Origin of the sequence: Saccharibacillus sp. CPCC 101409 (assembly GCF_030518235.1) — a bacterium.
Classification (GTDB): Bacteria; Bacillota; Bacilli; order Paenibacillales; family Paenibacillaceae; genus Saccharibacillus.
Genome location: NZ_JAULSA010000005.1, coordinates 311,747 through 333,127 on the forward strand (window position 1 = coordinate 311,747; position 21,381 = coordinate 333,127).

General features: G+C 57.5%; 19 protein-coding genes and 1 other RNA gene. 6 read left to right on the top strand and 14 right to left on the bottom strand.

The features are described from left to right. Positions 1-128: 128 nt before the first annotated feature. From QWJ34_RS14030 to QWJ34_RS14040, 3 genes are read right to left on the bottom strand one after another with little or no spacing between them, the layout of a single operon-like run. Complete coding sequence (locus tag QWJ34_RS14030) at positions 129-605, bottom strand: DUF309 domain-containing protein (protein ID WP_302728701.1); 477 nt, start codon at positions 603-605, stop codon at positions 129-131. Then, the gene (gene yjbM, locus QWJ34_RS14035) at positions 598-1,407 is read right to left on the bottom strand and encodes a GTP diphosphokinase (protein WP_302728703.1); all 810 of its coding nucleotides are present in this window, start codon (positions 1,405-1,407) and stop codon (positions 598-600) included. Before yjbM ends, QWJ34_RS14030 begins: the two co-directional genes overlap by 8 nt. A gap of 31 nt (positions 1,408-1,438) precedes the next feature. Further along, the gene (locus tag QWJ34_RS14040) at positions 1,439-2,530 is read right to left on the bottom strand and encodes a quinone-dependent dihydroorotate dehydrogenase (RefSeq protein ID WP_302728705.1); all 1,092 of its coding nucleotides are present in this window, start codon (positions 2,528-2,530) and stop codon (positions 1,439-1,441) included. A gap of 733 nt (positions 2,531-3,263) precedes the next feature. Between QWJ34_RS14040 and QWJ34_RS14045 the strand changes: the two genes are divergently transcribed. Next, positions 3,264-3,401, top strand: a complete 138-nt coding sequence (locus tag QWJ34_RS14045; protein ID WP_302728706.1) for a hypothetical protein — start codon at positions 3,264-3,266, stop codon at positions 3,399-3,401. A gap of 88 nt (positions 3,402-3,489) precedes the next feature. Here QWJ34_RS14045 and QWJ34_RS14050 read toward each other — a convergent pair whose 3' ends face one another. The 3 genes from QWJ34_RS14050 to QWJ34_RS14060 all read right to left on the bottom strand — a co-directional run bounded on the left by QWJ34_RS14050 (position 3,490) and on the right by QWJ34_RS14060 (position 6,624). Next, positions 3,490-4,821, bottom strand: a complete 1,332-nt coding sequence (locus tag QWJ34_RS14050; RefSeq protein WP_302728707.1) for a L,D-transpeptidase — start codon at positions 4,819-4,821, stop codon at positions 3,490-3,492. A gap of 131 nt (positions 4,822-4,952) precedes the next feature. Beyond that, positions 4,953-5,195 (bottom strand): ferredoxin, encoded by a 243-nt coding sequence (locus QWJ34_RS14055; RefSeq protein ID WP_302728709.1) that lies wholly within the window; start codon positions 5,193-5,195, stop codon positions 4,953-4,955. 142 nt (positions 5,196-5,337) lie between these two features. After that, positions 5,338-6,624 carry a DNA polymerase IV gene (locus QWJ34_RS14060; protein WP_302728711.1) on the bottom strand — a complete coding sequence of 429 codons (1,287 nt, stop codon included), beginning with the start codon at positions 6,622-6,624 and terminating at the stop codon, positions 5,338-5,340. A gap of 514 nt (positions 6,625-7,138) precedes the next feature. Here QWJ34_RS14060 and cimA point away from each other — a divergent pair. Then, a complete protein-coding gene (gene cimA / locus QWJ34_RS14065; protein ID WP_302728713.1) occupies positions 7,139-8,755 on the top strand; it encodes a citramalate synthase in 1,617 nt (538 codons plus the stop codon). A 414-nt stretch (positions 8,756-9,169) separates the two neighbouring features. Here the strand turns inward: cimA and QWJ34_RS14070 are convergent, their stop codons facing one another. The 3 genes from QWJ34_RS14070 to QWJ34_RS14080 all read right to left on the bottom strand — a co-directional run bounded on the left by QWJ34_RS14070 (position 9,170) and on the right by QWJ34_RS14080 (position 12,534). Further along, positions 9,170-9,907, bottom strand: coding sequence for an exonuclease domain-containing protein (locus QWJ34_RS14070; protein ID WP_302728715.1), 738 nt, complete (start codon positions 9,905-9,907; stop codon positions 9,170-9,172). Beyond that, the gene (locus QWJ34_RS14075) at positions 9,904-10,938 is read right to left on the bottom strand and encodes a DUF294 nucleotidyltransferase-like domain-containing protein (protein WP_483314273.1); all 1,035 of its coding nucleotides are present in this window, start codon (positions 10,936-10,938) and stop codon (positions 9,904-9,906) included. Before QWJ34_RS14075 ends, QWJ34_RS14070 begins: the two co-directional genes overlap by 4 nt. 153 nt (positions 10,939-11,091) lie before the next feature. Then, positions 11,092-12,534 carry an ammonium transporter gene (locus QWJ34_RS14080; RefSeq protein WP_302728717.1) on the bottom strand — a complete coding sequence of 481 codons (1,443 nt, stop codon included), beginning with the start codon at positions 12,532-12,534 and terminating at the stop codon, positions 11,092-11,094. A 282-nt stretch (positions 12,535-12,816) separates the two neighbouring features. On the opposite strand from QWJ34_RS14080, the gene QWJ34_RS14085 reads away from it, so the two are divergent. The 3 genes from QWJ34_RS14085 to QWJ34_RS14095 all read left to right on the top strand — a co-directional run bounded on the left by QWJ34_RS14085 (position 12,817) and on the right by QWJ34_RS14095 (position 16,097). Further along, positions 12,817-13,236: a MerR family transcriptional regulator gene (locus tag QWJ34_RS14085; RefSeq protein WP_302728719.1), complete on the top strand. Its 420-nt coding sequence runs from the start codon at positions 12,817-12,819 to the stop codon at positions 13,234-13,236. 44 nt (positions 13,237-13,280) lie between these two features. Continuing rightward, a complete protein-coding gene (locus QWJ34_RS14090) occupies positions 13,281-13,961 on the top strand; it encodes a zinc metallopeptidase (protein ID WP_302728720.1) in 681 nt (226 codons plus the stop codon). A 207-nt stretch (positions 13,962-14,168) separates the two neighbouring features. Beyond that, a complete protein-coding gene (locus QWJ34_RS14095) occupies positions 14,169-16,097 on the top strand; it encodes a serine hydrolase domain-containing protein (RefSeq protein ID WP_302728722.1) in 1,929 nt (642 codons plus the stop codon). A 144-nt stretch (positions 16,098-16,241) separates the two neighbouring features. On the opposite strand, the gene QWJ34_RS14100 is transcribed toward QWJ34_RS14095, so the two are convergent. Further along, a complete protein-coding gene (locus tag QWJ34_RS14100) occupies positions 16,242-16,889 on the bottom strand; it encodes a rhomboid family intramembrane serine protease (protein ID WP_302728724.1) in 648 nt (215 codons plus the stop codon). Between the two features lie 127 nt (positions 16,890-17,016). On the opposite strand from QWJ34_RS14100, the gene tpx reads away from it, so the two are divergent. After that, a complete protein-coding gene (gene tpx / locus QWJ34_RS14105; RefSeq protein WP_302728726.1) occupies positions 17,017-17,535 on the top strand; it encodes a thiol peroxidase in 519 nt (172 codons plus the stop codon). A gap of 129 nt (positions 17,536-17,664) precedes the next feature. Here tpx and QWJ34_RS14110 read toward each other — a convergent pair whose 3' ends face one another. From QWJ34_RS14110 to cshA, 4 genes are all read right to left on the bottom strand, one after another. Continuing rightward, positions 17,665-18,057, bottom strand: coding sequence for a DUF1499 domain-containing protein (locus QWJ34_RS14110; protein ID WP_302728728.1), 393 nt, complete (start codon positions 18,055-18,057; stop codon positions 17,665-17,667). Positions 18,058-18,247: 190 nt separating this feature from the next. Next, positions 18,248-18,437: non-coding RNA, 6S RNA (ssrS, locus tag QWJ34_RS14115), on the bottom strand. A gap of 63 nt (positions 18,438-18,500) precedes the next feature. Continuing rightward, a complete protein-coding gene (locus tag QWJ34_RS14120; RefSeq protein ID WP_302728729.1) occupies positions 18,501-19,271 on the bottom strand; it encodes a YesL family protein in 771 nt (256 codons plus the stop codon). 245 nt (positions 19,272-19,516) lie between these two features. Continuing rightward, complete coding sequence (gene cshA / locus QWJ34_RS14125; protein WP_302728731.1) at positions 19,517-21,115, bottom strand: degradosome RNA helicase CshA; 1,599 nt, start codon at positions 21,113-21,115, stop codon at positions 19,517-19,519. Positions 21,116-21,381 lie beyond the last annotated feature (266 nt).

The window sequence follows — 21,381 nt, forward strand, 5'->3', positions numbered from 1 at the left end:
TTCGCCTCGCGGCACGCTCGCCGCTGCCCCGCGAAGCGGGCCTGCTTTCTCCTGGCCGTGAATCGGATCGGCTCTTCAGCCGCGATTCATCGTTTTTAAGTATGCGTTTCTTCGTTATGCCGCTTCGCTCAATCCTGCGGCTTCGACTTCGGCCCGCGCGAATAGCCGGTCCGCTGCGGCGTATTCGGCGGAATGCGTTCCCAGGCCAGCCGCACCTGCTCCCGCAGGTCCGGGTCCGCGATCTCGATATCCAGATCGTAGAATTCGAACGGCGCGCGCTCGTAATTCTCCAGCCGCTCCGCATACCGGCGCGCCTGCTCTCTCAGCAGGTCCAGCCGCAGGCCCAGCGCCGTATCGGGATAAGCCGACAGCTTGTCCACCGCGCTGCGCATCATTTTGCGCGCGCCTTCGATCTTGTTGTAGACATGCGTCACTCCGCCGTTGCGGAAATGATACAGCGCCACGGCGATCTGGAGCAGTCCCGAGTACAGCGGATCGCGACCGCGCTCCAGCCACAATTCTTCGAGCACTTCATGGCATTCGAAGTAGTCGCGGTCCCGGTTGAAATAGACCAGGAAAGCGGCCAGCTTCGATTCGTTATTCATCTTCCGGGTCTTCCTCGTGCCGCGATGCGATGATCTGCTTGATTTCCTCCAGCATGGCTTTCATGCCTTCGTAATCGCGCTGCGCGAACAATTCGCCGAACGCCGCCTGATAAGCGATCGCTTCCCCGACCAGATGGTACGAATACAGCCGGTGGATCATCTTCAGCAGCGTCGATACGATATTGGCGTCGTCTTCGAACAGCTTCTGCGCGTCCAGGATCTCTTCGCGGATACTCGACATTTCGCTGTCCAGCACGGACGCGGCCTGCGCCGATTTTTGCAGCCGGAGACGCATATCGCCCGGCAGGCCGCCGCGGTATTTATAATTCAGCGAGTGCTCGATCGTCGCCCAGAAATTCATCGCCAGCGTGCGAATCTGGATCTCGGCCAGCACGATTTTTTGTTCCATGGCGGTCTGCACCGGATAGCGGATAATCATATGGAAGCTGCGGTAGCCGCTTTCTTTGTAATTGGTGATGTAGTCTTTTTCGTATAAAACGGTCAGGTCTTTGCGCGCGCGGATATATTCGGCCACCCGGCGGATATCTTCGACGAACTGGCACATGATGCGGATGCCGGCGATGTCCTCGATGCCTTCTTCGAGCTTGTCCATCGGGACATCCAGGCGTTCGGCTTTTTCAAGAATGCTCGTAATCCGCTTGACCCGTCCCGTGACGAACTCGATCGGCGCATACTCTTCGCGCTTTTTGAGCTCGGAGCGCATCGTTTTGAACTTGACTTTCAGTTCTTCGACCGTCTGTTCATATGGAAGCAAAAATGTTTCCCAGTTTCTACCGTCCATGCTATGTGCCTCCTCGTCTTCCTTCACCCTTTTAACGGTGGTCGGCGCCGACCGCCTGGGAGATATGGGTGAACCCGTCCGTGCGCAGCAGCCGCTTGAGTCCCTCATGCAGCGCCCGGTTGACTTCCGGTCCTTCATAGATCAGCGCCGTATAGATTTCGACCAGGCTCGCGCCGGCGCGAATCTTCGCATACGCGTCTTCGGCGGTGAAAATGCCGCCGCTGCCGACGATCGGCAGCCGGCCGTTCGTCTGCGCGTAGACGCGCCGCACGATCTCGGTCGACCGGGCTCTCAGCGGCATGCCGCTGAGGCCGCCGGTTTCCCTGCGGTTGTCGTGCGCCAGCCCTTCGCGCGACAGCGTCGTGTTGGTCGCGATTAGACCCGACACGCCTCCGGCCGCGATCGTATCCACGGTCTGCTCCAGTTCTTCGTCGCCGAGATCCGGCGCGATCTTGACGAATACCGGCTTAGGCTTTGCATCGCCCGCCTGGCGGGACAGCTCGGCCGCCACCGCCGACAGCAGCAGCTTCAGTTCGTCGCCGTGCTGCAGCCTGCGCAGATCCGGCGTATTCGGCGAACTGATATTGACCACGAAGAAATCGGCATGCGGATACAGCGTGCGGATACAGCGTTCGTAATCGAGATGCGCCTCTTCGTTCGGCGTAACTTTGTTCTTGCCGATATTCACGCCGATCGGCACGGGACGGCTCTTGAGCGCCGCCAGCCGACCGGCCATGGCTTCCGCGCCTTCATTGTTGAAGCCCATCCGGTTGACCAGCGCGCCGTCCGGCGGCAGCCGGAACAGCCGGGGCTGCTCGTTGCCGGGCTGGGCGAGCGGAGTGACCGTTCCGACTTCCATAAAGCCGAAACCGATCGAAGAAAATCCGGGAACGGCTTCGGCGTTCTTGTCGAGTCCGGCCGCAAGTCCGACCGGCGAAGGGAAAGACAGTCCCGCCACTTCGACGGCCAGCGATTCGTCGGGCTTGACGCCGTACATGCCGCGCAGCAGCGGCAGTCCGCCGGGCGACGCCGCCGCCCGGCGCATGCCGTCGATGACCAGATGATGGGCCTTCTCAGGGTCCATCCGGAAAAACAGCGGTTTGGCAACACTTCGATACAGCAAGCGGTTCACTCCCATTCTCTACTCGGAGCGCCGGCCGCGCCGAAGACGGACCTCCTTTCGGAAGCTCCGCCGCGGCGCCCGATCGGCGCGCCGTAACTCTCTTAATTTTACCCGGAACCCCGTTAAAAGAAAAGCGCTTCAAAAAGCATTCAGGCTATCGAGAAAGCCGGGTATTGTTCCAACCGGAAAATAGCGGCACAGGTACACTTATTTGGGGCGAAACCCTTCGATTTCTTCAAATAGCTACGCAGGTACAGCTATTCGGCAGCCAAAGACCGAATCGAAGCGGAAAAGCTCAAAATAGATGTATCCGTGCAGTTATTTGCTCGAAAACGTAAGATCAAGCCTGAATAAGGGCCTATACGCAGCTATTTGGATTCTTATTGCCGCTTGCTTTATTTCTACAGCCCTTTCCCCGACCTCTCCTTCCAATCGAACCTACCTAATTAGGTTTACATCCAATCGTTTCTCGACAATCCGAGCGCTTCAAAAAGCACTGTTGTGCCGCGGGTTCGCGGTGCGGGCTGCACGGCGCGAATCGGGCGCGGGCATGAATCGCCGGCCCGGCCCGAAGAAATTCCGTCAAGAAATCCGGTGGTGTTTTGCCGAAAAGAATCTTACAATAAAGAGAAGGAAGGAATTCGAAGCCGGCCTGCGGGCTGGCGGCGGGATGCCGCGACGCGGACTCTTTCCGCTCTTTATCCGACTACGACCAGCAAAGGAGAAGATTCAAATGGCCGCCAAACGCAAACCGCCCGCCATTCAACAGAAGAAAGAAGAAGTTAACCGCAAAGCCGCTCTCTGGATCGGGGGCAGCATTGCGCTGTTCGTGCTTGTGGTCAGCGCGCTGCTCGTCTGGGCGCAGGGCTGAGCCCGCCCGTGTACGAAAGCCGCTCCGCGATAAGCCGGGTTCCGGGCAGCTTTCGCTTTGTTTCACGCTCCGACAGCAGGACTTTCACTCAGTTCAGCCATTTATAAACTTTACGGTCGTTGGTCTGGTCCTGACGGTTCTGCGACTGAAAACGCTGTCCGGGGACGACCGTTTCCTCGGGCAGTTTGTTGTCGGTCAGCGTGACTTGGGTGCCGGACGGCACGAGATCGAACAATTCCTCGATATCAGCCTGGTTCATCCGCACGCAGCCGTGCGATTCGTCGCCGCCGATGCTGTCCGGGTCGTCCGTGCCGTGGATCGCGTAGTCGGTATCCGAGAGCTGCATCCCCCGGCTGCCGAACTCGCCGTCGGACCGCCCGTTCGGGTTCACCACTTTGTCGGTGACGGTGTACGTTCCCGCCGGCGTCTTGTCTCCGCCCAGGCCCACTTCGTAATTGCGCAGCAGCACTTCGCCGCTGACGACCGCCAGGCGATGGCGGCCGCGGTCCACGATAATCTCCAGCGGCTCCGTAAAGTACGGCACGCCGCCGAGCGAAGCCGCCGACACCGGTTCGCCGCTCGGCGGAAGCGGCGACTGTCCCATGGCCTCCCGCTTCAGCATAATGCCGAGATTGTCGAACGCGCGCCGCATCTCCGGCGTGGCTCCGGAGATCGTATTGTCCGGAAACGGCCGCTTCAGCTGTTCCAGACTATCCGGCAGCTTGCCGCTGCTGGCGCGATAAGCGGTCATCGCGCTGCCCAGCGCGGCCAGGCTTTCCTGCTCGCCGGCCCAGGCCGCCGCGGCGCGGCGGAGTTTCCCGGAATCCGGCGGCTTGCAGTCGCACGTCTTGGGATCGTAACTGCGCAGCACGCTTTCTCCGGCGGCTTCGCCGGGCGCAAGATCCGCCGTCACCGGAAGTTTCCGGTTCCAGATCAGCCATTTCCCTTTGCGGCCCAAGCCCAGCACATGCGCGGACGAATCTCCGCCGCTTCGCATATACTGCGCGGCGGCCGTGCCCAGCGCGGCGGGGCTTCCGCTCTCGACAGCCGTAAATACGTTCGCCGCCGCGGTCGGCGCCGATTTCGCAGACAGCGACGGCAGCGAGATCCCCGGCGCCTCGGCGTTGCGGAAGCCCGCCAGCAGAAGCAGCACGCCCAGCAGCAGCCATCTGCGGCGGTTCGCGGCCTTTTTGTCGCGCCGCTTCGCCGCTTCGTGCAGCTTGGCTTCGTACTCTTCCAGAATATCTTCCGGCACCTGGGCGTGTTCGTACGCTTCGTAGATCTCGCGCGCCTGGTTGAAGCAGTAATTCGCTTTGCCCGGCTGTCCGTCGGCCTCGTATTCCTTGCCCAGCAGATACCAGGCCATTTTATTATCGGGATGCTCGCGCACGTATTTTTTCAAATGGGGAAAACGCTTCATGACCCTCCGCTCCTTACGCGCCAGGCGCCTCCTCCGGCAAAACCCGCCAAAAAAGCGCCTCCCCGCCTGAGCATTCAGGAGAGAGACGCTTGATCTCGGATCTGCCCTGTATTCGGCGCTTGCGAGTCGAATCAGCCTTCTTTGTTAAACGGTTCGTCCGCGATCACGATCGAGTCCGTCGGACATCCGTCGCAGGCGTCCAGCATATCTTCGTGCATGTCTTCCGGAATTTCCGTCGTGCCGTGGTTCGAATCGCCGCCGAAGATCACTTCCGCAAGGCCCTCGTCGTCGTAATCGTAAATATCCGGAGCGGTCGCGCCGCACGCGCCGCAGGCAATACAAGTATCCTTGTCAACCCAGGTATACTTCGCCATGTGTAATTCCCTCCTATATACTGTCTATCGGCTGCGCCGATTTCCCTGAAATAAGACTCTCTACGGAACCTTTATCCCTATAACTATAATATAAACCCTTTTTTATTTCAATGCGCTTCTGGGCCCGATTCTCGGCTTCCTTTCACTCGTCTTCCTCGTCTTTGTTTCTTTCGCCGTGGAAAGAAATGCCCGGCGTCCGCCCCGCCTTGATGCGCCGGATGCCGTCTTCGCCCAGCATACCCGCCGTCATCAGCGCGTCGTCCCCGAATTTATCGCGCAGCTTGTCCATCACCTCGGTCAGCTTTTCCCGCTTCGGCTGCCGCTCGTAATCGAACAGGTCGAGCTGGATCGCAGCCGACTTTTTGTCGGAAAGACTCTGCGCCGCCACGCCGAGCAGCCGCACCGGACGGTCCGCGCCCCAGTGCTTCAAATAGAGCGCCTTGGCTTCGCGGAAAATATCGTCCGCCGCCTCCGTCGGGATCTCCAGCGTGCGCGATCTTGTGATCGTCTTCATCTCCGGCGTGCGGATCGTGATCTGCACCGCGCCCGCCAGCAGTTCCTGCCTGCGCATTCGCCGCGCGACCTGGTCGCTCAGATTGAGCAGCACTCTCAACGCTTCGTCGTTATCCGTAACGTCATGGGGCAGCGTCGTCGTATGCCCGACCGACTTGCTCGGCTCGCGCTCGGGATGCACCTCCGCGTTGTCCTGCCCGTTCGCCGCCCGCTTCATCCAGGCGCCGAACACGCCGAACGACGCCTCCAGCCTTTTTTCGTCCGTTTGCGCCAGCTCGCCGATCGTGCGGATGCCGAGCCGGTTCAGCTTCTCCGCCGTTTTCGCCCCGACGCCGAACAGTTCGCCGCACGGGCGGTTCCACAGCGTTTGCGGCAGATCGCGGATGCGCAGCACCGAAATGCCGTTGGGCTTTTTCATATCCGAAGCGATCTTCGCCAGCAGCTTGTTAGGCGCCACCCCGATCGAGCACGGCAGCGACAATTCGTCCTCGATGCGCCGCTGGATCTCTTCCGCGATCTGCATCGGCGTGCCGAACTGCTTCGAGCCGGTAATATCCATATAACACTCGTCGATCGAAGTCGCCTGGATCATCGGGGTATAGCTGTACAGAATCTCCCTGAACGCGCGCGAATAAGCTTTGTACAATCGAAAATCGGGTTTAATCAGCGTCAGCGACGGACAAAGTTTCAGCGCCTGGTGCACCGTCATTCCCGTCCGCACCCCCGCCTTTCTCGCCGGATAGGAGCTGGTGACGACGATCCCCCGCCTTTTCTCGCTGTCCCCGGCCACCGCCGTCATCCTGCCCCGGTACAGCTCCGGATTCTCGGCTTCGTGCACCGAACAATAAAACGCGTTCATATCCACATGCAAAATGACCCGCCCTTTGGCCGGGTAATACCGATCCACGTCCGTCACCCGCTCCCCTCCTTCCCGTTTCTTTTGACTCTCGCTTGCCTCTTTGCCGCTCTTGGCTCTTGTCTATTCTTCTTTTTCTCTTCCCGCCTCCAAAAAACGGAGCGCAGCGCAGCCAATGTGTAGAGAAAGTCCATTCTCAAGAAAAGAGAGCAGAGGCAGAGGAAAAGTTTTGCGAAGGAGACCTGGCGTTCTACAGACTTTCGCAGAAAGTCACCTCGGAAGCGTAAACTATTGAAACCGGGAAGATACCGCTTAAATCTAATCAATCTTCCTGGTTTCAACAAGCGACCTAAATTCTTTCGAAGAAAGACATCTCGGAAGCCTACGCTAACGGAATTTACTCGGCGCCGCCGCGCTCTTTTCTTTACAACTTGGACTTTTTCTACACATTCCCAAAAGTGAAGCGCCGTTTTCCCCCTTCATTTTACCGCAAATTTAATCCACTGCACACTATACCGGTTTAACGCGTTCATGTTATAATCGACAATTAATACCGACCGAAAGGGGCAGTTCCATGACACGGTCCATCAGCATTTTCGATACGACGCTAAGAGACGGTACGCAGGGGGAAGGGATCAGCCTGTCGGCGGACGACAAGCTGAAGATCGCCGTCAAGCTCGACGAGCTCGGCGTTCATTATATCGAAGGGGGCAACCCGGGCAGCAACGGCAAAGACATCGAATTCTTCCGCCGCGTGCAGACGCTGGGCCTGCGGGCGAAGATCGTAGCATTCGGCAGCACCCGGCGCAAAGGGGCTTCGGCCGAGGGCGACGAGAATCTGCGCCGCATCGCCGAGTCGGGCGCGCAGGCGGCATCGCTGGTGGGCAAAGCCTGGGACTTCCACGTTCACACGGCGCTGCAAACAACGCTGGAGGAAAATCTGGCGATGATCGCCGATTCGATCTCCTATTTGAAAAAGCGCGGGCTCGAAGTGCTGTTCGACGCCGAGCATTTCTTCGACGGCTACAAAAACAACGCGGATTACGCACTGTCGGTGCTGCGTGCGGCGGCGGACGCCGGCGCGGACTGGCTCGTGCTGTGCGACACCAACGGCGGCACCATGCCCGGCGAGATCGGCGCAATCCTTTCCTCGCTGATCGACAAGATGCCGGACTCCCGATTCGGCATCCATACCCACAACGACTGCGAGCTGGCGGTGGCGAACGCGCTCAGCGCCGTCGGCGCGGGCGCGCTCCAGGTCCAGGGCACGATCAACGGTTACGGCGAGCGCTGCGGCAACGCCAATCTGTGCTCGGTAATCCCGAATCTCCAGCTCAAACTCGGCCTGGAGTGTATTCCCGGCGACAGGCTGGCGCAGCTGTCGTCGGTCGCGCGCTATGTCGGAGAGATCGCCAACGTGCATATGCCGGCGGGCCAGCCTTATGTGGGCGCCGCGGCATTCGCGCACAAAGGCGGCATTCACGTCTCGGCCATCCTGCGCGATTCGCGCACCTATGAGCATATCGCGCCGGAACTCGTCGGCAACAAACAGCGGGTGCTCGTGTCCGAGCTTGCGGGACAAAGCAACCTGATCTCCAAAGCCGCCGAACTGGGCGTCACGCTCGATCCCAAAAGCCCGCAGGCCTCCGAAACGATCGGACGGATCAAAGAGCTGGAACACCAGGGCTACCAGTTCGAAGGCGCGGACGCTTCGCTCGAACTGCTGCTGCGCGAAGCCGGCGGCGAGGTGCGCGAGCTGTTCGTGTTCGAATCGTTCAAGATGCTGGTCGAGAAATCGGCGGGCCGCCCGGTCGTATCCGAAGCGTTCGTCAAGCTTCGCGTCGGCGGCGAAAGCCTGTACACGGCCGGCGAAGGCAACGGTCCGGTCAACGCGCTCGACAACGCGCTGCGCAAAGCGCTGCTGCAGTACTATCCGCAGTTGACGGATATGCATCTGAGCGATTACAAAGTCCGCGTGCTCGACGACAACGAAGCGACGGCGTCCAAAGTCCGCGTGCTGATCGAATCGCGCAATACCGAAAATACCTGGAGCACCGTCGGCGTGTCCGGCAACGTGATCGAAGCGAGCTGGGAAGCGCTGGTCGACAGTATGCGCTACGCGCTGCTCGGCCAGGAACCGGCCGTCCCGGCTGCGGTTTCCGAACCGCGTCCCGGTCTGCTCAACCATTAACGGGTAAACAAAAAAAGCGGCTTCCCGCCGCAGCGGAAAGCCCAATTATGAGAGGGGTAAACATGGGTGGCAGGGCATGAGGGAAATACGGCGCGCCCCATAAGGCGGGTACCGGGTTCCGCACGAACTCCGGTCCCGCGCCGGACGCGCAATTTCCGTTCATCAACCTGCGGGTGGTTCAGGGTACTTCGCAGCGGGCGGCATGCGCACCGGCCCTGCGGCCGATTCGCGGCGTAGCGCCTGACCCGCTGCCTGCTTTTCTATCTCGTCCGCGCCGTCCCCGAAGCGGCATCCGTCCGCAGCCGTATCCGCCGCTCTTCCAAGCGGCAGACCGGCTTGCGGGCTTTTTTTGTCGCGTCCGCTTCTTATAAAAAGTCCCGCGCGGACGGGGATCGATCGGTTTGTTTTGCCCGTTTACGTATGGCTGAGTCTCGCGTACAGATCGCCGAGCGTCGAAATCTGCTCTTCGCGCACGCGGTTCATATATCCTCCCCACAGCTTCGCGGTCATGAGCGAGTCGCCCAGCGCGTGGTGCCGCTCGCGGATCTCGATCCCTTCTTCCTCCAGCAGTTCGTCCAGCCCGTAGCCGGATCTGGCCGGATTCAGCAGCCGCGCGATCATCATCGTGTCGATCACCCGATGGGTCAAATGCGCTTTCGACGTTTTCCAGAGCGCCGTATTAAGAAAAGCTTTGTCGTGCGCGCTGGCATGCGCGACCAGCACGCCGTCGCCGATAAACGCCATAAAGTCGTGCAGCGCTTCGATCAGCGGCGGCGCTTCGCGCACCATATCGGGCGTGATGCCCGTAAGTTCCGTAATATGCGCCGGAATATCCGCGCGCGGATTGACGAGCGAGTAGAACGTTTCCTGCTCCAGTACGCGCTGCCCTTTCATCTTCACGGCTCCGAACGACAGGATTTCGTCTCCGTGCTGGGAATTGAAACCCGTCGTTTCCAGATCGAACACGACCGTCTCCAGCTCCGTCAGCGGAGTGATCAGCGCTTCCGGCCGGCGCTGGTCCCGGCTGAGCGAGCGGATAAACGCCATCTGCTGGGCGCTCTGCCCGCCGAATACCGAGGCTACCGCCGAGGGCACGCCCCCGCTGCGCAGCATATTCCAAAACCCGCTTCTCGACCCGGCCGGCTCTTTCATGCGCGTCTCCTTTCCGCAAATCGAAGCTGACGCTGAAGGACGCGGTGCAGTTTGCGTACCAGAACCAATCCTTCGCGCAGTTCGTAAAACCGCTCTTTCTTCTTCAATTCTTCGTTCGGCAGATAACCGCTGCTGCCCAGCAGTCCGCTCTCTTCGCGCACGGATGTCATGCCGCGCAGCCGCAGCGCCACTTTGAACGCTTCATGCGTCGGTTCCACCAGAGGCAGCGAAGCGGCTTCGAACTGAATCAGCCGCTCCAGTCTCCGCAGCGTCGACGACTCTTCGATATCGTGCTGGAGCGCCAGGCATCTGACCGCGTTGACCAGCGGAATATAGATGCCGTATTTGACGTCGAAATCGCCGGCATGATCGCCGAAGCGCTCGGTCATGACCTGGCCCAGCACATTCAGCGTTTTTTTGTGGCGGACCGTATTGCGCAGAATGGCGGCGTGCAGTTCCGTGTTGCCGCGCAGCCCGTCGTAGAACTCTTTTTTCCAATCTTCCGCCAGTTCCGCTTCTCCGGCGATAAAACGCAGATCCGACGAAATCATCAGATAGCGGACCGGTTCCCAGCTGAGGTCGCCGCGCCATTCTTCCAGCTGCTTCGCCCACTCGGACGACGACTTGCGCCATCTGGCTTCGGAACACATCACTTTCCCTTCGCATTTCTCGTAGCCGGCCGTTTCCAGAATATCCGTCAGGCGTCGGCCGAATTCGGCAAAATAAACGTCTTTCGCTTCATGGTGATCGTCGGACAGGATCAGCCCGTTGTCCTGGTCGCTCCAGAGCGTCTGCTCCCGTCTGCCCGCGCTGCCGAAAACGACGAACGCATAAGAGACGGGAGGCGGACCGTAGCCCGCCTCCCCCATCTCCCGCTCGCATAAGGCGACAGCCCGCTTCATCAGCGCATCGTGCATTTCGTTGACCGCCCGGTTCCAGGCAATCTCGTCCGCATCGCCGCGGCTTTCAAGCAGTTTGCGCTGCAGGATCACCCGCTCTGCGCGAAGTTCTTCGGGGGACGCGATCCGCAATCCGTGTTCGTTGTCCGTGAATAAGTGGTCCGTGTACGATTCGTGCGGTTTCACCGGCGTCCCCCTTTCCCATTCCTTGTTTGCGTTTCATTACCCGATACAGTCCTTATTGGACGCGCTGCTAAAGGGAATTTTTTCAAAAAGCAACTCGATTTAAGTCAAATTGGGATTGGCCGTCGTGCGTTTGCCGTTCGGATCGGGATTCGTCGGCCCGTGGAACGTGGTGTCCCCCGCCATTTTCATTTGTTCCGGATAACCGTAGTTGCCGTGTTCGCTGATATCCAGCCCCATCATTTCTTCTTCTTCCGTCACGCGGATGCCCATTGTGGATTTCAAGACGAAGAATACGACGAATGTCACAGCGGCGACGAACGCCAGCGTTCCGATAACGCCCAGCGCCTGAACGCCGAGCTGGTGCAGACCGCCGCCGTAGAACAGGCCCGCCTGGCCCAGACCTTTTGCGGAAGACAGTTCCGGCACTGCGAAGAATCCTGTGCAAAGCGCGCCCCAGATGCCCGCGATCCCGTGTACCGAGAAGGCGTAAACCGGATCGTCGACGCCCGCTTTTTCAAACCACTGCGCCGTGAAGAAGGTCAGCACGCCTGCGACCAGACCGATCACGACCGCCGCCCAGGGAGCGACAAACGCGCACGAGCCGGTGATTGCGACCAGAGCCGCCAGCACGCCGTTGAGCATGCTCGGGATATCGGCTTTGCCGAATACGACCCAGGAGATCAGCAGCGCCGCGACGCCGCCGGCCGCAGCCGCGATATTGGTCGTCAGGGCGACGTAGCCGAAAAATCCGTCCATGACCGTCAGCGCGCTGCCCGGGTTGAAGCCGAACCAGCCGACCCACAGGATGATAACGCCCAGTACCGACAGCACCTGGTTGTGTCCGAGAATGCTGTTGGGTTTGCCGTCTTTGCCGTACTTGCCCAGACGGGGCTTGAGCATGATCGTCGCGACCAGAGCCGCCGTGGCGCCCGTCAGGTGGACGACCGTCGAACCGGCGAAGTCCTGCATGCCCAGCGATCCGAGCCAGCCGCCGCCCCAGACCCAGTGCGCGATGACCGGATAGATAATGATGGTGAAGATCGCGCCGAACACTATGTAGACGCTCAGTTTGGCGCGCTCGGCCAGTCCGCCGCCGGCAATCGCCAGCGACACCGCCGCGAACGCGAGGTGGAACAGGAACATCAGGGAAACCGGAAGTCCGAAGCCGTTAACGGAATCGAACGAAGAACTCATGCCTTCTCCGCCGAAGAAGAAACCGCTCAGACCGAAGAATCCGTTGCCGTTGCCGAAACCGAAACCAAAGCCGAATGCCCAGAACGCAAGACTCGCCACGCCGAACGACAGGATGGTCTTGCCCGCCACGTGGCCGGCGTTCTTCATGCGCACCGAGCCCGCTTCCAGCAAAGCGAAACCGGCCTGCATAAAGATAACCAGTACCGCCGCCAGAAACACGAATGCCATATTCACGCCGTTTTGCAGCATATCCGCCGTCGGTGCTTCCGCTTCCGCCGCGTATGCGCTCAGCGGAAACGCCGTTACCGCCAGCGCCGCTCCAAGCCCTGCCCACCATTTCTTTGTCATTTCCCCACGCCCTCTTCATGTTATTTTTTCTAACACAATGTGAAACTCTTGGTGTCATTATAAACCGCGGCAAGAAAGCTGACAAGTACATTTTCATAAAAAAACAGAATTTATTTCATGATTTTTTTTCGAACGATAAAGCTATGCCGCATTAACGCGTTTTTGTAAACCGTAACGTTTGACTGTACGCTTTGAATTGGCTATAATTAAATTTGTCAAACCTATCTTTTTACAGCAGCTTACTTTTGTTAGTTTTCAGGAAAGGGTGAGGGCAATGGGGATATGAAATTGTTTCGGATCGGCGAGTTGGCCAAAGCGGCGGGCACGAGCGAGCGGACCATTGATTATTACACCAAACTGGGCCTGATCCGGCCGCAGGACCGTTCAATGACCAACTACAGGCTCTACAGTTCGGAAACCCTGCTTCGTTTGCAGCGTATTCACGAATTGAAAAACGAAAAACTTACATTGGAAGAAATCCGGGAAAAACTCGACAAATGGGGCGAAGCGACGGAAGACGAACGCGTCTCCGAGAAGCTGACCGTGCTCGAAAGCCATCTGGCCCAGGTGGAAAAAGAATTGAAAGAACTCCAGCCTCTGCTCAAGGATCTCGGGCCCGCACAGGCGCGCAAAACGTTCTCGCAACTGATGCCGCAGGGAATCGCGTGCATGGAAGCGATCAAGATTCTGCTTGGACAGTAATTCCGGCCATGTAAGGTTTTCGATTATAATGGAGGGAAACGTTTATGAGTTTTAATGTTTTTATGTACATTTTGATTATCCCGGCATTCATTCTCACGATCTGGGCTCAATTCCGGGTTAAAGGCACGTATAACAAATGGAGAGAAGTTCCCGTAACAAGCGGAATTACCGGCTACGAAGCCGCACGCCGCATGCTGGACAGCAACGGTCTTCAAGACGTACAGATCGTGCCTGTTCAGGGGATGCTGTCCGACCACTATAATCCGGTCAACCGTACCGTCGCACTGTCCGAGGACGTCTATTACGGCAGCAGCATCTCTTCCGTTTCCGTTGCCTGCCACGAGATCGGCCACGCGATTCAGCACAAAGAGCTGTACCCGATGCTGACGCTGCGTCACAAGATCTTCCCGGTCGTCAATTTCGCTTCCGGCGTTGCTCCTTTCGTCATTCTGGCCGGTTTTCTGTTTGACGCAACGGGCATGATCGGCCTCGGCATCCTGTTCTTCGCCGTCACCGTATTGTTCCAGCTCATCACCCTGCCGGTCGAATTCAATGCCAGCAGCCGCGCCCGCGAAATCATGGTGTCGGAAGGCTATATCAATAACGAAGAAGAACGCGGCGTAGGCAACGTCCTGAACGCAGCCGCGCTCACCTACGTAGCCGCCGCTCTCGTCTCGCTGCTCGAACTGGTCCGCCTGATCGGCATCTTCAACAACCGCGACTAAAGCGGGCCGCGCATATTTACCGCGGCATTTTATTCAAACGATTATCAAGCAGCCCTGGCGGGCTGCTTTTTTTGTATCAACGCGTTTTGTCCGGTACGATTCGACAAAAAAAATTTGACAATCTTCTTTTAAAATCATATGGTTAATTACATAACTAACAAACCAACAATCCGGGTTTATTATTCCAGTTGCCGAAGGAGTCCGATTATGCCGCTGCTGTTTTATTCGCTTTTTTCCACGTCTTTCCGGCGCGCCGTTTTGATTCTGCTTATTCTGCCTTTTCTGCTGATGCTTCATTCGACGAACATATCGGCGCAGTCGTCCGTGCCGCAAACGACGCCTTCCGGAATTCCGCTTGACGGCCTGGAAGCATATATCGATCGTTTCGTCGAGCCTTATATCGGCCATACGGTCGCGGCCGCTTCGATCGCCGTAGTGAAAGACGGGCGGATCGTTCTGTCCAAAGCTTACGGTTACGCCGATGCCGACCGACGGATTCCTGCCGAGCCGGAAACGGTATTCGAATGGGGTTCGATCAGCAAACTGCTCGTCTGGACTTCGGTCATGCAGCTGGAGGAAAGCGGCAAACTCGACTTGAAAGCCGATATTCGCAAGTATCTGCCTTCGGGCTTTTTGACCCGGCTGAAGTACGACGATCCAATTACCCTCCTGCATCTGATGAATCATACGGCGGGATTCGAAGAGTACATGTTCGACATGGCTTATACATCGCCCGAACAAGTGAAATCGCTCGAAGCGGGACTGCTCCTGGCCGAACCGGCGCAAATTTATCGTCCCGGCGAGAACGTCGCTTATTCGAATTACGGTAACTCCCTGGCCGCTTATATCGTGGAGCGGGTTTCCGGCGAGCCTTACAACGAATATGTCAATCGTCATATTCTCGTTCCTTTGGGCATGAAGCAGACCGAAGTTTTATCCGTACTCAAAGACCGCCCCGATCTGGAGCGGCTTAAAGCGACGGGTTATCTATCGGCGGAAAAAGGCGCGTTTGCCAAAGGTCCATGGAATTATATGTCTATGTATCCCAACGGAGGCAGCAACGGAACCGCGGAAGATCTGGCGCGCTTTGCCGCTGCCTTTCTTCCGGAACCCGGCGGCTCGTCGCCGCTGTTTCGCAAGCCGGACACGCTGCGGCTTATGCTGAGCTCTTCTCATTCAGTCGATTCTTATATGCCCGGAATCGCTCACGGATTCTGGGAATACCCCGGTGCTTCCCGCACACTGGGCCATGGCGGCAATACCCAGGCGTTCTCAAGCGGTCTCGAATTGGCGACCGACCAGCGTTTCGCCGTTATCGTCCTTACCAATCAGGCCGGCGAAGCGAATCTGGTTCACGGTCTGGCGCACGCTTTGCTCGGAGACCCGAATATCCCGTCCACCGCCGAAATCCTGCCCGATTCGTCTCTGGTTTCCGGCAGTTTTATTACAGCCAGACGTCCGGAGCAGGGTTTTATGAGCGTTTATCCTTATCTGTCGCTGATGCGCGTCGCTTCCGAAACGGTCGACACCGTGAACGTCAATCTGGTTGGCTACGAAGGCCAATACCGGCAGATCAGACCGTATTTATATCAGAAAGTGAATGGCGACGCGGCACTGGATGCCTGGCCTTTGATTCATTTCGATTATCGGGACGGCCGCGTAACGCGAGTTTCCGTCTACACGACCGATTATCTTCCGCTGCCGGCAAACCGGCCGCTCCCGATCCTGACGGTCCAGGCCGCGATTGCGGTATGCGCTCTGCTGTTTTTCCTGCTGGTTCCCCCTATTCTGATTCTCGTATGGTTCTTCCGGCGCAAAGTCCGGAACCGATACTCCAAAACTCTGCGAATACGAATACTCGCTTTTCTGTTCAGCGGAACTCTTCTGGTCGTCAATATCCTGGTGCTTGCGTATCGAATGCTGAGTCAGAACGAACGTCCTTACCGGGAAGTCCTGCCCCAATTGATTCTTAACGATATCTTCGCCGCTGCCGGGCTGATCTTCCTGATTCTCCTGCTGCTCGAACTCAAAAGACATCCAACTCCGCCTTTGCGCCTAAAGATCGGAATTGCGCTCGCAGCCGTTCTCTGGATTCTTTTGATCGCCCTGCTGATTCTATGGCAGTTCTATCGCTAAAGCTCCGACCCGCAAACGTCAATAAAAGCACGGCAAGCCAAACAGCCTTTTCCCGGTAGGGAAAAAGCTGTTTTCTTATGGGTTCTCTATTCGCAAATCTTTTCTCGACTGATTCCCCCGCCACAAAATCCAATTCTCGCCGCGTCAGCCGATCCGCCGCCCCACCGGCAGCCTCACCATCACCCCGTACAGGAAAAATCCGCCGATCAGGCCGCCCAGGTGCGCCCAGATATTGATATTCGGCGTGATAAAGCTGAGTACAAGCCCGGTCGCCAGCAGCAGATAGACCGTTTTGCGCGACGCTTGGTCCATCTTCTGACGCTGGAACAGCGCCAGATACAGAAACGCGCCGTATCCGCCGTAGATCGCCCCGGAAGCGCCGACCGTAATAAAGTATTCGCCCAAACGATTATAAGCGCCCATGCTGATCAGGTTCGCCACTATGCCGCTTGCCAGATAAAGCAGTCCGTAGCGCACATGTCCCAGCAGCCGTTCCAGCGGAGGAAGAAAGACAAGAATCGCGAAGCAGTTAAACAGCAGATGTTCGAAGCTTCCGTGCAGGAAGATCGAACTGAAGTAGCGCCAGGGCCCGTCTACATGGCCGAGCTCCGGATACTGGGTGAGATTCGACAAAGCGCCGTACTGCAGCAGCTCCTGACCCGATCCGTTCCGTCCGTAAGCCCCTTTTGAAGCCATAAAAATAAACACGACGATATTCGCAAGCGCGATCAGCAGCGTGACCGGATAAAGCTTGAGGTATTGATTCCATTTCTCGTACCTGACAAAGATCATACCATTCTCCTTTTGCGAAACTTCTGCTTTTTTTGCAAACATTCTTTCAGAAATATTATAATAAAATCGTACGGGAAAATCCAAACGTCCCGATGATTCCATGCTTTATCCGAGGAGGCGCTTAACGATGACACAAGAACGAACAGGCATCGCCACATTCAAAGGCAGCCCGATTACCCTCGTCGGTCCGGGACTCCGGGTCGGCGATCAGGCTCCGGACTTTACGCTGAACCGCAATCTGCTCGAAGAAGCTTCGCTGAAAGACTATGCGGGCAAGATCAAGCTGATCAGCGTGGTTCCTTCGCTCGATACCGGCGTGTGCGACGCGCAGACGAGACGCTTCAACAACGAAGCTTCCGGCCTCGGCGACGACGTGGTCGTGCTAACGATCAGCGTCGATCTTCCGTTCGCCCAGGCCCGCTGGTGCGGGGCGGCCGGCGTCGACCGCGTGGTCACGCTGTCCGACTACAAATCGCGTTCGTTCGGCGAAGCCTACGGCGTGCTGATCAAAGAACTCCAGCTCGATATGCGCGCCATCTTCGTTCTGGACCCAAGCGACAAGATCGTATACGTGGAGTACCTGAGCGAGATGAGCGAGCATCCGGATTACGAGAAAGCGGTCGCCGCCGTCAAAGAACTGCTGTAAGTCCCGAACGTCCCATGCAGCAAAAAGCGCACCCGCCTGCGAAAATCCGCAGAGCGGGTGCGCTTACATCATAAACGGAATCGGATTTGCTTAAATGGGATTCGGCCTTCTCTTTTTGTCCGGCCGTGTTCAGCCCGTTGTCTTGTGAGCGGACATCTTTTTGTCGAGAATCGCAAACAGGCTCAAGATATTGCGATAGTTCGCGCCCAGGTCGCCGAGCGATCCGCGCGAAGCCGAGTAGATATCGACCGCGCTTTTGACCGGGCCCACCGCCAGGACGGAAACGGTAATATCCATCGTGCGCCCGAACTTCGAACGTTTCTCCAGCGTAATTTCTCCGACCCCCGAAACTTCGTGCAGTACTTTGTAGCCGGGAATCTTTTTCAGCGTCGAGCTGACTTCTTCCCAGGCTTTGTCTCTCGAAAGGCTGTAGTATCTCGTTTTCATATTCGGATCGGCCGCGCGGTCGCTCGTGCCTTCCTGACTGCGGATGATACCGACCAGTGTACGTTTAAACGACAAGATCTTTCCTCCTTTTACGTTGCACGTCTCTCTAACCCCTAGTTTAGCATTGTTCGATTCAGAACAAAAGGAAAACACAGCAAAAACGTCCCCGCTCCGGGAGCACTCCCGGTGCAAGGACGCTCGATCCCTCGCGGGACAAAGGGCGCTTCGCTTATGTAACCCTTCTCTTCAATTCGCATTGAAGAAAAGAGGTCCCGCTCTGCCGTCCGATCACATTGCCTCGAACCTGCTATCGCAGGTGGGTGACCGCAAAACGGGCTCTGAAGTCCCCTTGTCGTATAGACAGGGCGTTTCATTGCGGCGTCTAATGTAGGTCTCCCGAGACATATCCATTGGTTCAAAACAACGAAGAACCGAGACGAACATCGCAGGATGTAGAATTATTATAGCGCTTACCGAAGCGAATGTAAACTCCGCGGCGCCCTTTTGTTACGAAACGGTCACTTCTCTTTTTTCTCTTTGCCGAGGTCGATCAATTCGCTTTCGGTGTCGGAAGTTTGCTCTTCTTCGCGCTTCTTCGCCTGCTCCTGCATCTTCAGGAAAGTGGCGTAGAAGTTGAAGAAAGCGAACCAGGCCATGATACTTCCGGCGAAGAAAAAGTACAGTACCGGCATCCGCCAGCCGATGTACAGCACCGCGACCGCGCCGAGCAGCGTCGAGAATACGCGGAACGGACGCAGCAGCGTCAGCAGAATCGCATTTTTCAAAATGCCGCCGATTTTCATATGATAGTGCGTCACCATCGAGAAGAAGTTGAACAGCGACACGAACAGCAGGATCATCAGAATCAGCATCAGGATGCCGAACAACTGAAGATTGCGGAACTGCACCATGTACACGGTAATGTCTACATACATCACGACGAACAGAATCGTATAAAAAATGCCGCCGACCAGACTTTGCTTGTAGTTGTCTTTGTATCCCCTGAAAAACGTGCGCATGATCTTGACGTCCGGCTCGCCCATTACCCACTTGCGCACCACCGTGAACATTGCCGACGTAGCCGGAAACAATGTAACCGGTGCCAGAATCCCGAGCGCCCAGTTGAGCGTCAGCGCTTCGTTCACGAATTCCGGTTGAATCGCCAGCCGCATGTAGACAATGAACAAAAACGGCAGCGAACAAATGACCCAGAGTATATTCGTCCCCGACAGCCGCATGATCCACTCGGTCAGACGGTATATGCCTCCCGTAAGCCCCCTAAATTCCAACAGGTATTCCTCCTCGAAAAAATCGCCCCCGCCGTGCCCGTCCCACGGGGACGCGGCGGTTGCCGTATGATTGTTAATTATACCGGTTCCCCTGCGCAAAAACCACCCCGCGAACCGTTTCGATTTCACCGCCGCGAAAGTCGGCGAAATAAAGAGCGGCTGCGGGCCCGTCCTTACAAAAAAAGAACGGAGCCGCGAGGCCCCGCCCTTTCGGAACGAATCGTCAATAAACCGCCAATCCGTAATTATCCTTCGTAATTGTCGCGCTTCGAGCTCGGACGGTCTCCCTGATAGGAAGGCTTGCTGCCGCCGCGGCCCTGGTATCCGCCTTCTTTGGAGCCTTTGTAGCCGCCGCCGTAGCTGCTGCTCCGGCTTCCGCCGCCCTGGTAACCGCCGCTCCGGCTTCCGCCGCCAGTGCCTTTGTAACCGCCTTTATAGCCGCTTCCGCTGCCACTGCCGCCTTTGTAACCGCCGCTTCCGCTGCGGCTTCCGCCTTTGTAACCGCCGCTGCTGCGGCGCTTTACGCGTACCGGCTCTTCCGGAGTCAGGTCGACTTTGGAGTCTTTTTTCTCGCCGGTCATCAGCTTCATCGCCGCCGACAGCAGGTTTACGGAATCGTACTGCTCCAGCAGTTGGATCGCGATCGCTTTGTACTCGTTCAGTTCGCCGTCCTGCACGACTTCCAGGATGCGTTCCGCCAGAATACGCTGTTTGCCTTCGATCGCTTCGCTCATCGTAGGCAGAGGCTTACGGGCGATCTTGTGACGCGTAACGCGCTCGATGAAGTTCAGGTGATCCAGCTCGCGCGGCGTTACGAACGACCACGCTTTGCCTTCTTTGCCGGCGCGGCCGGTACGGCCGATCCGGTGCACGTAGCTTTCCGGGTCCTGCGGAAGGTCGAAGTTGATAACGTGCGTGACGCCCGATACGTCGAGACCGCGGGCCGCAACGTCCGTCGCCACCAGCACTTCGATGCTGCCGTCGCGGAATTTGCGCATAACGGCGTCGCGCTGGTTCTGCGACAGGTCGCCGTGCAGGCCGTCCGCCGAGTAGCCGCGCTTCTGGAGCGCTTCGGCCAGTTCGTCGACCCGGCGCTTCGTGCGTCCGAACAGGATCGCAAGCTCAGGCGATTCCATATCGATCAGACGGGTGAGCGCTTCGAACTTCTGGCGTTCCGGCACTTCGATGTAAGCCTGCTCGATCAGCGGAGCGCTGATTTGCTTCGGAATCACCGATACGTGCTGCGGGTTTCTCAGGAACTGTTCGGCCAGACGTTTGATGTTGGCCGGCATCGTTGCCGAGAACAGCAGCGTTTGGCGTTCTTCCGGAACGAGCTTCAGGATCGACTGGATGTCTTCCATGAAGCCCATGTCGAGCATTTCGTCCGCTTCGTCCAGCACGACCGTCTGCACGTCGTCGAGCTTGATCGTTTTGCGGTTGATATGGTCGAGCAGACGTCCCGGCGTACCGATAATGATCTGCGGCTTTCTTTTGAGCGCGCGGATCTGACGCACGATATCCTGTCCGCCGTAGATTGCCAGGGAGCGGATGCCTTTGAAACGTGCCAGTTTCTCGATTTCGTCGGCAACCTGGATCGCCAGCTCGCGGGTAGGAGCCATAACGAGCGCGGAGATTTTTTCTTCTTCGCGCGCGATCTTGCTGATCATCGGAATGCCGAAAGCGGCCGTTTTGCCCGTACCGGTCTGTGCCTGTCCGATCATGTCGCTTCCTGTCAGCGCGATCGGAATCGCCTGTGCTTGGATCGGCGTTGCTTCCTCAAAGCCCATATCCGTAATTGCTTGCAATACTTTTGGTTCCAAATCGAAGTCTACAAAATTTGCCAATAGATTCATGCTCCTTTTATTGTGAGCGGGACGCCACTTTCTGTGGACAAGCCGCTTTCATATTCTGTATTCTTAAGTAGCCGCAACCGATCGATAACCGAAGGGTTCCTCATAGCGCTCATTAAGCCAAGTTTTCCGAACACCATCACTTGGGCAAGGGAGGAGCTTTTGCCGGGCCGAAGCCGCAAAGCCGAGCCATAATATACCGTTCTGCCTTTTACTCGCGATTCTTCCGTTCAGCCGCTGACGGTTACGGAAACGAGAAA

Excerpts from the sequence above, each read along its gene's own strand:
- QWJ34_RS14030 (WP_302728701.1), bottom strand. The coding sequence starts at position 605 with ATGAATAACGAATCGAAGCTGGCCGCTTTCCTGGTCTATTTCAACCGG.
- yjbM (WP_302728703.1), bottom strand. The coding sequence starts at position 1,407 with ATGGACGGTAGAAACTGGGAAACATTTTTGCTTCCATATGAACAGACG.
- QWJ34_RS14045 (WP_302728706.1), top strand. The coding sequence starts at position 3,264 with ATGGCCGCCAAACGCAAACCGCCCGCCATTCAACAGAAGAAAGAAGAA.
- QWJ34_RS14050 (WP_302728707.1), bottom strand. The coding sequence starts at position 4,821 with ATGAAGCGTTTTCCCCATTTGAAAAAATACGTGCGCGAGCATCCCGAT.
- QWJ34_RS14055 (WP_302728709.1), bottom strand. The coding sequence starts at position 5,195 with ATGGCGAAGTATACCTGGGTTGACAAGGATACTTGTATTGCCTGCGGC.
- cimA (WP_302728713.1), top strand. The coding sequence starts at position 7,139 with ATGACACGGTCCATCAGCATTTTCGATACGACGCTAAGAGACGGTACG.
- QWJ34_RS14070 (WP_302728715.1), bottom strand. The coding sequence starts at position 9,907 with ATGAAAGAGCCGGCCGGGTCGAGAAGCGGGTTTTGGAATATGCTGCGC.
- QWJ34_RS14080 (WP_302728717.1), bottom strand. The coding sequence starts at position 12,534 with ATGACAAAGAAATGGTGGGCAGGGCTTGGAGCGGCGCTGGCGGTAACG.
- QWJ34_RS14085 (WP_302728719.1), top strand. The coding sequence starts at position 12,817 with ATGAAATTGTTTCGGATCGGCGAGTTGGCCAAAGCGGCGGGCACGAGC.
- QWJ34_RS14090 (WP_302728720.1), top strand. The coding sequence starts at position 13,281 with ATGAGTTTTAATGTTTTTATGTACATTTTGATTATCCCGGCATTCATT.
- QWJ34_RS14095 (WP_302728722.1), top strand. The coding sequence starts at position 14,169 with ATGCCGCTGCTGTTTTATTCGCTTTTTTCCACGTCTTTCCGGCGCGCC.
- QWJ34_RS14100 (WP_302728724.1), bottom strand. The coding sequence starts at position 16,889 with ATGATCTTTGTCAGGTACGAGAAATGGAATCAATACCTCAAGCTTTAT.
- tpx (WP_302728726.1), top strand. The coding sequence starts at position 17,017 with ATGACACAAGAACGAACAGGCATCGCCACATTCAAAGGCAGCCCGATT.